10 protein-coding genes are annotated in these 12052 nt (G+C 66.1%); 2 read left to right on the top strand and 8 right to left on the bottom strand.

Translation table 11 applies throughout. The annotated features are described in order from the left end of the window. From ACE3S9_RS07360 to ACE3S9_RS07350, 3 genes are all read right to left on the bottom strand, one after another. The coding region (locus ACE3S9_RS07360; protein ID WP_374545794.1) for an ABC transporter substrate-binding protein at window positions 1–520 on the bottom strand (520 nt) is incomplete at its 3' end. After that, window positions 510–1517 (bottom strand): lysylphosphatidylglycerol synthase domain-containing protein, encoded by a 1008-nt coding sequence (locus ACE3S9_RS07355; protein WP_374545793.1) that lies wholly within the window; start codon window positions 1515–1517, stop codon window positions 510–512. The genes ACE3S9_RS07355 and ACE3S9_RS07360, both read right to left, overlap by 11 nt. Window positions 1518–1674: 157 nt before the next feature. Then, on the bottom strand, window positions 1675–4011 hold the full coding sequence (locus tag ACE3S9_RS07350; protein WP_374545792.1) for a Tex family protein: 2337 nt from the start codon (window positions 4009–4011) through the stop codon (window positions 1675–1677). A 231-nt stretch (window positions 4012–4242) separates the two neighbouring features. Here ACE3S9_RS07350 and ACE3S9_RS07345 point away from each other — a divergent pair, with 231 nt between their 5' ends. Beyond that, a complete protein-coding gene (locus ACE3S9_RS07345) occupies window positions 4243–4608 on the top strand; it encodes an ArsR/SmtB family transcription factor (protein WP_374545791.1) in 366 nt (121 codons plus the stop codon). 7 nt (window positions 4609–4615) lie between these two features. Here ACE3S9_RS07345 and ACE3S9_RS07340 read toward each other — a convergent pair whose 3' ends face one another. Further along, window positions 4616–5791 (bottom strand): DUF563 domain-containing protein, encoded by a 1176-nt coding sequence (locus ACE3S9_RS07340; RefSeq protein WP_374545790.1) that lies wholly within the window; start codon window positions 5789–5791, stop codon window positions 4616–4618. 252 nt (window positions 5792–6043) lie between these two features. Here ACE3S9_RS07340 and ACE3S9_RS07335 point away from each other — a divergent pair, with 252 nt between their 5' ends. Beyond that, complete coding sequence (locus tag ACE3S9_RS07335; protein ID WP_374545789.1) at window positions 6044–6904, top strand: pirin family protein; 861 nt, start codon at window positions 6044–6046, stop codon at window positions 6902–6904. Here the strand turns inward: ACE3S9_RS07335 and ACE3S9_RS07330 are convergent. From ACE3S9_RS07330 to ACE3S9_RS07315, 4 genes are all read right to left on the bottom strand, one after another. Next, the gene (locus ACE3S9_RS07330; RefSeq protein ID WP_374545788.1) at window positions 6901–9309 is read right to left on the bottom strand and encodes an ATP-binding protein; all 2409 of its coding nucleotides are present in this window, start codon (window positions 9307–9309) and stop codon (window positions 6901–6903) included. The two genes, ACE3S9_RS07335 and ACE3S9_RS07330, sit on opposite strands and share 4 nt — an antisense overlap. 8 nt (window positions 9310–9317) lie before the next feature. Further along, a complete protein-coding gene (locus ACE3S9_RS07325; RefSeq protein WP_374545787.1) occupies window positions 9318–10922 on the bottom strand; it encodes a response regulator in 1605 nt (534 codons plus the stop codon). Window positions 10923–11101: 179 nt separating this feature from the next. Continuing rightward, entirely contained in the window at window positions 11102–11614 is a 513-nt protein-coding gene (gene folK, locus ACE3S9_RS07320) for a 2-amino-4-hydroxy-6-hydroxymethyldihydropteridine diphosphokinase (RefSeq protein ID WP_374545786.1), read from the bottom strand. Next, the coding region (locus tag ACE3S9_RS07315; protein WP_374545785.1) for a dihydropteroate synthase at window positions 11601–12052 on the bottom strand (452 nt) is incomplete at its 5' end. The genes ACE3S9_RS07315 and folK, both read right to left, overlap by 14 nt.

Below are 12052 nucleotides of genomic sequence, written 5' to 3'. Positions count from 1 at the left end.
GCCATTGCGCCAGTTCGCTGATCGAGCCATCGGCCAGAATGTCGCCGATCTTCCAGCCCTGATCCGTGCGCCGCACGACATAATCGAGCGGCATGGGCGGACCTTCCGTGAGGAGCACGCGGGTCGTCACCACGACATTGCCGTCGCGGGTCTGCGTCTTGTCGTCGCGCTCGAAGCCCTTGCCGTTGAAGCCTTCCAGCCGCGCGGCATAGGAGGCGGCGATATAATCGCCGAAGGCCTGCGCCCATTCGATCTTCTGCGCGTCCGTCAGCTTGTCCCAGCCCGCGCCGTAAACGGTCTTCGCCATGCCGGCGAGGTCGAAGGTCGCGCCGATCGCCGGCCGCAGCGAGTCATAGCGCTGCTTCACGCTCAATTGCCCGAGCTTCTGAATGATTTCGAGCTGGCCGTCCTGCAATTGCTTGACGGCGGCGACGGCCTCGGCGGAATCGTCCGCGCGCGCTGCGGCGAAAGCGGGGAGGACGGCGAGCGCGCCCAGAAAAACGCGACGATCACAGACCATGAGACTCCTCCCGGGGCGCGAGCTTGTCGCGGAAGAAAAATTCGCTCAGGCTCGATCCCTCCATCCGCCGCCACAGCCACAGGCCTGGCGCGCCGCAGACGAAATCCGGGATGCGCTTCACCAGAGACAAAGCGATGGCGGTGGGCGAGCCAATGCCGAAGGCGGCGCAAAGCGCGATGAAGCCGCCTTCCTGAACGCCCCAGGCGCCGGGGATCAGGAAGCCTACCGCCTTGACGGCGTGACCGAGGCTCTCGATGGTCACCGCGGTCGCGAAGGAGCGCGGATCGCCGAGCAGATGCAGCGCCAGCCAGATTTCCACGGCGCCGACGAACCAGATGCCCATATGGATCAGCAAGGCGGCGGTGAGGCCCGCGCGCCGCCGCAGGATAATGTCCAATCCGGCGCGCAGGGCCGGCAAGCCGCCGACCGAGGCCCAGCCGGTGCGCCGTTCGACCTGCGCCGCCAGCGTGTCGAGCCAGCCCATCGCGAGCAGCCGGGGCGCCAGCCAGAAGCCGGCCAAAGCCGGCGCCATGATGAGCATGCCGGCGAGAATGGCGAAGGTCAGGTCGGTGTCGGCGCCGCTGTCGACCAGGAAGAACACACCGACCAGAGTGAAGATCACCTGGGTGGCCGTCTGCGCCAGCAGATCGACGATGACGCTGGCCGAGGCGAGACCGCCGGGGACGCCATTGTTGCGCAACAGGCGCGCGCCAAGCAGGTCGCCGCCGATCTGGGCCACGGGCAGCAGATTATTGATCGATTCCCGCACCCAGCGCAGCTTGCAGAACAGCCAGGGCTTGGGCCGGGGCTTCGCCAGCAGGGCGCGCCAGGCAAAGCTGGCCGAGAAGGTTTGGACGAGGCGGAGCGCCGCGATCCACAAGGCGCCGAAGCCGACGGACGCGAATGCAGTAGCGACGTCGCCGGCGCCTTCGTAGAGCGTCAGGGCTGCGAACAAGGTCAGCCCCAGCAGAAGGGCGAATCCAGCGGCTGTTTTCATCGATAGGGACTTAGCGGGAATCGGACAGGAAGTCAGCCCGAACGGGACGAACCATGTACGATTTCTTGAATGTGTTGCCGGAAGGGAACGGTTTTGGTTGACGTTTCATGACGCCCCGCACGCGAATTCTCATTTGCCGAAGCATCTTTGCAAAAATTCATTTACGAAGCGGTTTATCGCGCGGCGCGCCGGCCCGCGCGAAAGCATCCGCAAAGGCGTTGCCCGAACCCGCCGCCGCGCCCTTGCCGGGAGCGACGCCTTTGCCCGCGGACAAGCCCTGACCGGGGGCCGCGCCCCGGCCTGCCGAACGGGCGTCGGCGGCGTCATCCAACCTCATCGTCAGGGCGATGCGCTTTCGGGCGATATCGACCTCCAGAACCTTGACCTTGACCACGTCGCCAGGCTTGGCCGCCTCGCGCGGATCCTTGATAAAGCTTCTGGACATGGCGGAAATATGGACGAGCCCGTCCTGATGCACGCCAATATCCACAAAGGCGCCGAAGGCCGCGACATTGGTCACGACGCCCTCAAGCACCATGCCGGGCCTGAGATCGGACAGGCTTTCGACGCCGTCCTGGAAGGTCGCGGTCTTGAACTCGGGGCGCGGGTCGCGTCCGGGCTTTTCCAACTCGCGCAGCACGTCCGTCACGGTCGGGACGCCATAGGCTTCGTCTGCGAAAGCCTTCGGCTGCAGGCCGCGCAGCGTCTTCGCGTCGCCAATCAGGGCGCGGATGTCGCTCTTCGTGGCGGCGAGGATCTTGCGCACCAGCGGATAGGCCTCGGGATGCACGCCCGAGGCGTCGAGTGGGTCGTCGCCGCCGCGAATCCGCAGAAAGCCCGCGCATTGCTCGAACGCCTTGGCGCCCAGACGCGGCACCTTTTTCAAGGCGTCGCGCGAGCGGAACGGGCCGTTGGCGTCGCGATGGGCGACGACATTGGCGGCCAGATTGGCCCCGAGGCCCGACACCCGCGCCAGCAAAGGCGCCGACGCCGTATTGAGATCGACCCCCACGCCGTTCACGCAATCCTCGACCACGGCGTCGAGCGAGCGCGACAACTTGCCCTCGGCCAGATCGTGCTGATATTGCCCAACGCCGATCGATTTCGGATCGATCTTGACCAGTTCGGCCAAAGGGTCCTGCAGGCGGCGGGCGATCGAAACCGCGCCGCGCAGGGTCACGTCGAGATCCGGCAATTCATTGGCGGCAAAGGCCGAGGCCGAATAGACCGAGGCGCCCGCCTCCGACACCACGATCTTGGCGAGTTTCAGCTCCGGCAGCTTGGCGACCAGTTCGCCGGCGAGCTTGTCGGTCTCGCGCGAGGCCGTGCCATTGCCGATGGCGATCAGCTCGACCTTGTGGATACGGCACAGCCGGCCGAGCGCCAGCAGCGCGTCGTCCCAGCGCCGTTGCGGCTCGTGCGGATAGATCACGCCGGTGTCGACCACCTTGCCGGTCGAATCCACCACCGCGACCTTGACCCCGGTGCGGAAGCCGGGATCGAGCCCCAGCGTCGCGCGCGGCCCGGCCGGGGCGGCCAGCAGCAGGTCGCGCAGATTGCCGGCGAACACCTTGACCGCCTGATCCTCGGCGTTCTGCCACAGCCGCGCGCGCAGATCGACGCTGAGCGAAATCTTGATCCGCGTGCGCCAGGCCCAGCGCGCGCAATCCGACAGCCATTTGTCGGCCGGGCGGCCGCGATCGGCGATGCCGAAACTGGCCGCGATCGCCCGCTCATAGGCCGCGTCGCCCTGCGCGGCGGCGTCGGCGGCGCTTTCCGGCTCCAGCGTCAGATCGAGCATTTCCTCCTTCTCGCCCCGGAACAAAGCCAGGATGCGATGGGACGGCAGCTTGGGCAGCGGCTCGAAAAAGTCGAAATAATCCGAATATTTGGCGCCCGCCTGCTGTTTGCCGTCGCGGACTTTCGACACGATGCGCCCGCGCGCCCAGAACGCCTCGCGCAGGGAGCCGATCAATTCGGCCTTTTCGGAAAATTGCTCAACCAGAATGGCGCGGGCGCCGTCCAAAGCTTCTTCGGGCGTATTCACGCCCTTGTCCGCGTCGACATAATTCGCCGCCTCGGCGCGCGGGTCGCGCGTCGGGTCGGCGAGCAGATCGGCGGCGAGCGGCGCAAGGCCGGCCTCGCGCGCGATGGTCGCCTTGGTGCGACGCTTCGGCTTGAAGGGCAGATAGATGTCCTCGAGCTTCGCCTTGGATTCGGCCGCAAGAATCTCCGCCTCGAGCTGCGGGGTCAGCTTGTCCTGCGATTTGACCGAGTCGAGAATCGCCTTGCGGCGCTCCTCCAGTTCGCGCAGATAGCGCAGCCGCTCCTCCAGCGTCCGAAGCTGGGTGTCGTCAAGCGCGCCGGTCGCCTCCTTGCGATAGCGGGCGATGAAGGGCACGGTCGATCCCGCGTCGAGCAGGTCCACGGCGGCGGCGACCTGCCGCTCCTCGACCTTGAGCTCCTGAGCGATGCGACGGGCGATCGATATCATGGCGGCTTCCTTTCCGGGCGGGCTGCGCTTTTAGCGCCGCCCGCGGCGGCGGTCAAAAGGCGATAGCGTCCCACGGCGCCCCCGAGGCGCTCCCCAAGGAGCCCCCAAGGAGCTCCCAAGCAGCGCCGTTGTGGAAAAATGGTCGCGGCGCCAAAGATTTCACAGTGGCGCCCGATGATTCGCATCTCGCTGAATTGACAGACGCCCGCGCCTCGGGAACGATTGCCGACCATGCCTGCCGCCCCGGAGTCCAACCCCAAAGCCCCTGCGCCCGCCCCGATCCGGGCGACGGTCGACGCCGCCGCTTTGGCCGAGGCGGCCGAACAGGCGAGCGAATTCCTCAAATCTCTCGCCAATCCGGTGCGGCTGCGCATCCTCTGCCTGCTGGCGCAGGGCGAATCGCCGGTCGGCGATATCGCCGAGAAACTCTCGGCGCGGCAAAGCCTGATCTCCCAGCACCTCGCCCTGCTGCGCAAGGATGGACTGGTGCGCCCACGACGCGACGGCCAAACCATCCGCTACGCCCTCGCCGACGCGCGCGCCGAAAAGCTGATCGGCGTGCTTTATGAGTCGTTTTGCCCGGCTAAGGACACTTAAGACCGTCTTATCCGCGCATCGCCTGGCTGATGGCCTGTAAGGCGCGCTCAATATCAACGGTCCAATTGGCGTGGGCGTTCACGCCGCACTGGGCGAGGTCTATCGGCCGGCCGAATATCACGCCATGCCAGAGCGAGAGGCTGGCCAGAAAACCCGTGTGCGTTGCGATGAACGTCGGCTGCGACTCGACAGTGATGTAACGCGCATCATCAGGACAGAAGACCGCATTGAAGATCGCTGACCCACCGAGACCGACAATGTTTCGAGCACTGGATAGACACGAAATTTGCTCTTCGAAACTATGTAACTCTGGCTCAAAGCACCGAAAATTGAGCTTTTCTAGCCTTTCTATTAATTTATCTTCGTTCTCAAGGACTCTGTATTGACCATTCCGTAAAGCTATGTGGCGGCGTGATAAAAATATATTCTCATATGAACCATCTTTTTTTCGAAAACGAGATGATATCTTTTTGTATAAATCCATTTCTTTCAACGAAACCGTAAAATCGACAGCATTATGCTGAAAACTTTTCAGGGTTTTGATTTTATAAATTTTCGTCGGATCTTGCTCGATGACCCTCGAAAGATCAATTTCGCAAAACTGCAAAAATTGCCGTTGCCACGAAGCGGAGCACCGGATCAGAATTTTGTAGTCCGGATCTAGGCGCTTCACATACTCAAGTCGCGGCAGAACCTGGCAAATCCATCGCCCCCAATTGTCGTGTTCAATCGGCGTGAGCAAATAGACAGGCTCGTCGATGCAAATCGCTTTTTGCATCGGGTCACTTGACCAGCGCAAACTCAATCCGCCGTCAGAGAAGATACATTCTGGTAGATTGCCGGGAGCGAGTCCTCTAATGAAAACATTATAAAATTCAAAAGCGCCGCGACGGAAGCTCAATTCGTCACAAAACGTGTTTTGCTCCGAATCAACAACGAAGTTGGATCCAAAAACGAGACAATCCCTTATATGCCGTATCACCGTGCTGTGACGATACCGAACGTGATCCCATATGGCGGGCATTTCATAATTGGCGTCGACATCGTTTGAAACGATAACGGGGTGATATTGAAAAAAACGCTGTTCTTCCTCGAGTATGATCGATCCGAGAGGCGAAGGCGCCTCGACCTGATCGAGATCTGAGACTCGTCCGAATATCACTCTTTCGTCAGTCAATTCCATCGCAACCTCGAAGCCCTCCCGAACGCCTGCTTTCCAAAGCAGTGTGTTTGCTTCTATCCCCAAACACAATGGCATAAAGGGCTGACGGATTCGTGATGTCTATCCAATAAGCTGGAACGGATTCATGATTCTGTCCCGATCCGCGTCATAACGGACGTCATTCGACAATACCAAAACGGTCGGAAAAAGGCCTAACCGGCGCGCAATATGTCTCCTTCGACCTTGCCGCCGCTTTTGGCCGAAAGGAAGACAATGACCCCCATTTCTGCCCCCAAGGCACGCGAGGTGCTCGCCACAACACACGGCGAAGCCACCTCCGACGGCGCCGGCGTCAGGATGACCCGGCTGATCGGCTCGCGTGTGCAAGAGCCGATCGACCCCTTCCTGATGCTCGATTATTTCGGCTCGGAACGCGCGGGCGATTATATCGGCGGCTTTCCCGACCATCCCCATCGCGGCTTCGAGACCGTCACCTATATGCTCGCCGGGCGCATGCGGCACTGGGACAACCACGGCCATTCCGGCGTCATCGAGCCGGGCGACGTGCAATGGATGAAGGCGGGGCGCGGCCTGATCCATTCCGAAATGCCGGAACAGGACCACGGCCTGATGCGCGGCTTCCAGCTCTGGATCAACCTGCCCGCCGCCGAAAAAATGGCGCCGCCCGCCTATCAGGAATTCAAGGCGGCGGAAATCCCGGTCGAGACGCGCGAGGGCGCCCGCGTGAAAATCGTCGCCGGCAAGGGCGCGACCGGCGTCGAGGGGCCGGTCCGCGCGCCGCATGTCGACGCCCTTTACTTCGACATCGAACTGGCGCCGGACGGCGTCTTCCGCCAGCCCCTACCCGAGGGCCATGCCGCCTTCTTCGTCGTTTACGAAGGATCGGCCGTCGGCCCATCGGAGGATGGCGAGCGGACGCTCGACGCCTTGAGCCTCGCCACGCTCGGCGACGGCGCGGAGGCCGCGCTCCGGGGCGGCCCGCGAGGGGCCCGCGCTCTGCTGCTGGCGGCGCGGCCGCTGCGCGAGCCCGTCGCCTGGAGCGGCCCTTTCGTGATGAACACGCGGGCGGAATTGCTCCAGGCCTATGAGGATTATCAACTCGGCCGCTTTTAGGCTGCGGCGCCGCGCCCGTCCCGCGCCGCTGGCTCCGCCGCGCTGCGCCGGGTCAACGCATCGCTCAGGCTGCGCGTCGCGCGCGCCCATTCGCAACGCAGGTCGTCGAGATAATCGTCGCCATAGAGCACGAAATCGTCAGGCGCGGCGGCGCGCCAGGACCGGCACAGATCGGCCAACGCCTCAGCCCCGACATTGCCAGCGCTGCTCTCCAGCGCATGGGCCTCGCGGCGGAACGCTCCGATATCGCCCTGCTCCACGGCGCAGGACAGTCTTTCGACAATTTCGGCGCCCTCCAGCGCGAATTGCGCGATGACGTCGGCGACAAAGTCCTCGCCGCCCAGCCGGGCCAGCGCGTCCAGCGCCTCCGGCGCAAGCGTCGCGGCGGGACGAGCCCGAGGCGCCGGCCGCGCGTCGGGCGCTTCAGCGGCGGCGCGCAAGGCCGAATCGATCGCCTCGATCAAGGCCGCCGGGGCGATCGGCTTGGTCAGGCAGGCGGCTATCCCCGCCTCCGCGCATTCCGCGCGGCGCTCGGGACTGGCGTCGGCGGTCAGGGCCAGGATCGGCGCGCGCGCGGCGTCCGGAACGCCGAAGCGGTAAAGCCGCGCGGCGTCGAGACCGCTGATCCGGGGCAGGTTCAGATCGAGCAGGATCAGATCGAATTGGTCCTCGAGCATGGCTTCCAGCGCCGCATGGCCGTCCTGGACGCAGACGACGTCGAGGCCGCCGGCGGCGAGCATGGCGGCCAGGATCTTGCGATTGACGCCATTGTCTTCCGCCAGCAGCACCCTGCGACCGGCAAGATGATTCCGGCCGGCCGGATCGCCCACGAGCGAAGGCGCCTGTCCGCCTCCCGCGAGCGCCGCAAGTTGGGCGGCGTTTCTCTGCGCCCGGGCGATTCCGTCCGGATCGCTTGGACGGGCGGCCGCGCAGACTGCGAATTGGCGCGCCAGCGCCAGAATGTCGAAGGGCTCGTCGGCTACGACACAGACCGGCGCCCGACTTTGCGGCCCTTCCGCCCCGGCGGCGTCGAAACGTAACGCGGGGGCGGCGGCGACCGCCTCCACGGGCGCGGTTTCGTCGAGACCCGCCGCGAGTTCGAACCAGAACAGGGCGCCTTTGCCAGCCTCGCTCTCGACCCCGATCCGGCCTCCGCGCGACTCGAGCCGGCGCCGGGCGATGGCCAGGCCGAGGCCATTGCCGCCGAAGCGCCGCGCAATGTCCGGCCCCGCCTGGGTGAAAGCCTCGAAAATCCGGTCCTGGTCCGCCGCATCGATTCCGATGCCGGTGTCGCGCACCTCGAAACGCAGCAGCAGGTCTCCGCTGGCGCGCCGCGCGGCGCGGAGATGAATCGCCACAGCGCCGTGCTGCGTGAACTTGACCGCGTTGCCGCCGAGATTCTGCAGGATGTCGAGCAGCAGCCCGGGCTCGGAAAGAATATGGCGCGGCGCGCTGGCGTCGATCACCAGGCCGAGGCGTACGCCCTTCTTGTCGGCCTCAACGGCGAGCAAGGCGCGCAGCGACAGCAGCAAGGCGAAAAGATCGACGCCCTCCGCGCGCGCGCCTTCGCCGCCGATCTCGTCGCGCGAGACGCGCAACAGAGCCTCGATATGACGCAGCTGGATTTCGGCGGCGCCGGACATGGTCTGGACCATCTCCCGCTGCGCCGTGTCGAGGCCGGTCTGTTTCAGCAGCTCGCCGAGACCGAGAATGGCCGTGAGCGGCGTGCGCAATTCATGACTCACATTGGCGAGCAGCAGGGTCTTGGCGCGATTGGCGCGCTCGGCCTCTGCGCGCGCCTCGTTGAGGCGCCGGAGCAGCACGGCGCCATAGCCCGGAATGATGATCAGCGAACTGAACCATCCGGCCGACAATGTGGCGTTGTCCTGCCAGAACGGGGTCTGCGTCACGACGACAGCGAAACCGATCACCGAACTGGCGACGGCCGCGCCCATGTAAAGCGCGCCCAACCGCACGCCATAGCCGAGGATCAACCAGAAATAGAGCGGCGCGAGATAAGCCGCCGCGCCGCCGCCGAGACAGAGGCCGGCCGAGATGAATCCGGCGTCGGCGCCAATGGACAGGATGCGCCGGATCGCGTGCGGCGCCGGATGCAGGGCCAGATGAGCCTGAATCAGGCCGGTCATGAGGACATAGGTCCGGATGAGCGGCAAGCCGCGCGCGTAATAGTCCTGCGCCGCCGCGTCGCCGAAATGGGCGTGCAGGGCCGCCGCGACCAGAGCCGCCAGAGCCAGGGTCAGGCGGTTCAGCACGATCCCCTGTTCGGGATTTTCCCAGACATTTCGCGACGCCGGACCGGCGAAAGACGAGGGGCGCGGGCGAAGCCGCGCCACAAGAGCGCGGAAACGAGGGACGCGCGGAAAAACGCCGCGCAGGCGGGACATCGGCGGCCTCATGCGCTGCGCGCCTCAACCGCGCCGGCCTCGATCGCGCCCGCTTTGGCGCGCGGCCGCGCCGCGAGCAGGGCGCCGAAACCGCGCAGAGCGAAGGGCGCGCCGAAACAGGCCCCCTGGGCGCGGCTTGCCCCGGCCCGGCGAAGCGGGCTCAACAGGCTCGCCGCAGGAACGCCATCTGCGAGCAGCAAGGGCGCCGGCCGCTCGAGGCGCGCGATCCCGGCGCGCAGGGCGCCGGCAAGCTCGATCCCGCCGCTCTCGCGGCAGGGGAAACGAATGGCGTGGCGCCATCCCGACGGGAGGCCGCCCGCCGTCAGCGACAGCGCGGTCGAGAGCCGCTCGGCGGCAGGCAGGTCGCCGAGGTCCAGCATGAGGCTGACGCCGAGAGCGTCGAGGGCGCCGAGGATCCGGCCCGCGCGCGCCTGATCCATGACGATTTGCCGCGCGCACAAGATGAGCTCCAGCCGCGAAGGCTCGGCCGTTCCGGCGGCGAGCGAAGCCGCCAGGCGCGGCGCGACAACCTCGGCGCCGTCGCCGTCGAGGTCGAGACGCAGGCTGAGACGAAACCCCTCGTCGGCGGCGACGCGCCGCTCCGCGACGCAGGCCAGCGCCGCGCGGATCGCGTCCGGATCGGCCGCCTCCGCCGGCGCGAGGCCGCTCAGCAATTGCGCGCCCGCCAGCGCCCCGGTCTGGAGGTCCACCACCGGCGCCGCGCCCCAATTATCCTGCGCGACCGTCTCGCCCGCATGACGCCAAACATCGCTCACATCGCGCCAGGCCTCGCGCACGGCGCGATGGGCTTCGCGCAGGCAGGCCACCGCGCGGGCGCGGGCGGGGCCGATCTCCGCGCGCGGCAGCGCCGAACCGATCCGGAAGGCTGCGACGCCGGCGAAGGAGTCGCGCGCGAGGATCAGGCGCCGCGCCAGCGCCTGGGCCGAGGCGTGTCCCTCGACATGGCTCTGCAGCAGCACATAGCGCAGCGGGTCGATGCGCAGGGCCAGATCGCCGCCGCGCAAGTGGCGCTGCAGCGCGGCCGTAAGATCGGCCGCCTGTTCGGCGGCGGCGATCTCGATGAAATGGAAGGCGTAACCGCCCTGCCCGCAGCGATCGAGCAGGCCGCGCGTCTCCTCGTCGAATTCGTCGTCGGCTTCGGGCGGGACGGTCGGGGCCGGCCCCTCGGGGCGCTGGATCGCGGCCTCCGACACCGGCGAATCGGCCGCCGCCGCGCTGCGCCGCAGCTTCAGCAGGTTGCGTGCGCGGGTGAGGAATTCGCAATGATCGATCGGCGCCTGCAGGAAATCCGTGGCCCCGCTTTCGAGGGCGCGCAGCCGCAACTGGCGGCGGTCGCAAACCGTAATCATCATGATCGGCACGCCGCCGGACTGCGGCAGGACGCGAAAGCGCGAGATGAATTCGTCGCCGACCAGCCGCGGCATGTCGTAATCGGTGACGATGAGATCGGCGCGGTGGGTCGCGAGCCAGTTCAGCGCCTCTTCGGGATCGGCGAATGACCGGACTTCGACGTCCCGTTCTATCGACCGCGCCAGTTGCGTGTAGATGGCGCGATTGGTCGCCCGATCATCGACGATTACGACTAGACACATAACAAACCCGGTTGCCTGCCCGGGACTCGGCGCTTGGCGCGCGCGGCATGGTCGAAGGAGCAAGCGGGTCGGCGCCGCATGAACCTCCCGTGAGCTCCGGGTGGCCCATATTCCACTTAACTCATTAAGTAACTGTTCCGACTAAGCCTTAAATTCCACACAGGATGGCGGGACAGGCGTCAGAACGGCGCCAGCCTGACGACGCCCGACGTCTCCGCCGCGGCCTCCGCCGCCACGTCCTTGAGCCGCCGGCCCGCGATCACCAGATCGGGCGCGATCTCGGCCAGCGGCAGCAGCACGAAGGCGCGCTCCAGCACGCCAGGATGCGGCAGGGTCAGCCTGTCGTCGCGCCAGGACAAATTGTCGCAGAACAAGAGATCGATATCGATGACGCGCGGCCCCCAGCGCCGCGTCTCGCGGCGGCCCATGGCCCGCTCGGTCGCCTTGACGAGATCGAGCAGCGCGAGCGGCTCCAGCACCGTGCGCGCCAGAGCGCAGGCGTTGACGAAATCGGGCTGGTCGGTCACGCCCCAGGGCTTGGTCGCATAGAGCGAGGAAATCGCGTCAAAGACGAGACCCGCCTCGCGCAACAGACCAATCGCCCGCCGCAGACTGGCGGGCGGATCGCCGAGATTGGCGCCCAAACCCAGACCGATGCGATGTTCCGGGAGGGCGTGTTCAGGCGCGCTCAATTTCGTTCCAGATGTTCAGGGCGCCGACATGTTCCGCGACGTCATGGGCGCGGACGATCGCCGCGCCGCGCGACGCGGCCCGCAGATGCGCGGCGAGCGTCCCGGCGAGACGATCAGCGACCGGCGCGCCGGTGATCGCCCCGATGAAGCTTTTTCGCGAGGCGCCGATCAGCACCGGCAAGCCGTAGCGGGCCGTAAGCGCGCCGCAGGCGTCGATGGCGATCAGATTCTGCCGCAGGCTCTTGCCGAAGCCTATGCCGGGATCGAGGATGATTTTCTCCCGCGCGACGCCGCCTCGATGCGCGCGCGCGAGCGTCTCGTCGAAAAAGGCGGCCATATCGGCGACAATGTCGCGCTCCGGGTCGATCTCCGCGCAATGGTGCATGACAACCAGCGCCGCGCCACTTTCGGCGGCGGCCTCGGCCATGGCGGGATCGG

Origin of the sequence: Rhodoblastus sp. (assembly GCF_041915505.1) — a bacterium.
Classification (GTDB): domain Bacteria; phylum Pseudomonadota; class Alphaproteobacteria; order Rhizobiales; family Beijerinckiaceae; genus Rhodoblastus.
The sequence above is the reverse complement of the archived record's forward strand: the minus strand, read 5'-3'. Positions and strand labels throughout refer to the sequence as shown.

Coding starts and splice junctions, on each gene's coding strand:
- ACE3S9_RS07340 (WP_374545790.1), bottom strand. CDS start 5,791: ATGGAATTGACTGACGAAAGAGTGATATTCGGACGAGTCTCAGATCTC.
- ACE3S9_RS07335 (WP_374545789.1), top strand. CDS start 6,044: ATGACCCCCATTTCTGCCCCCAAGGCACGCGAGGTGCTCGCCACAACA.
- ACE3S9_RS07330 (WP_374545788.1), bottom strand. CDS start 9,309: ATGTCCCGCCTGCGCGGCGTTTTTCCGCGCGTCCCTCGTTTCCGCGCT.
- ACE3S9_RS07355 (WP_374545793.1), bottom strand. CDS start 1,517: ATGAAAACAGCCGCTGGATTCGCCCTTCTGCTGGGGCTGACCTTGTTC.
- ACE3S9_RS07345 (WP_374545791.1), top strand. CDS start 4,243: ATGCCTGCCGCCCCGGAGTCCAACCCCAAAGCCCCTGCGCCCGCCCCG.
- ACE3S9_RS07325 (WP_374545787.1), bottom strand. CDS start 10,922: ATGTGTCTAGTCGTAATCGTCGATGATCGGGCGACCAATCGCGCCATC.
- ACE3S9_RS07350 (WP_374545792.1), bottom strand. CDS start 4,011: ATGATATCGATCGCCCGTCGCATCGCTCAGGAGCTCAAGGTCGAGGAG.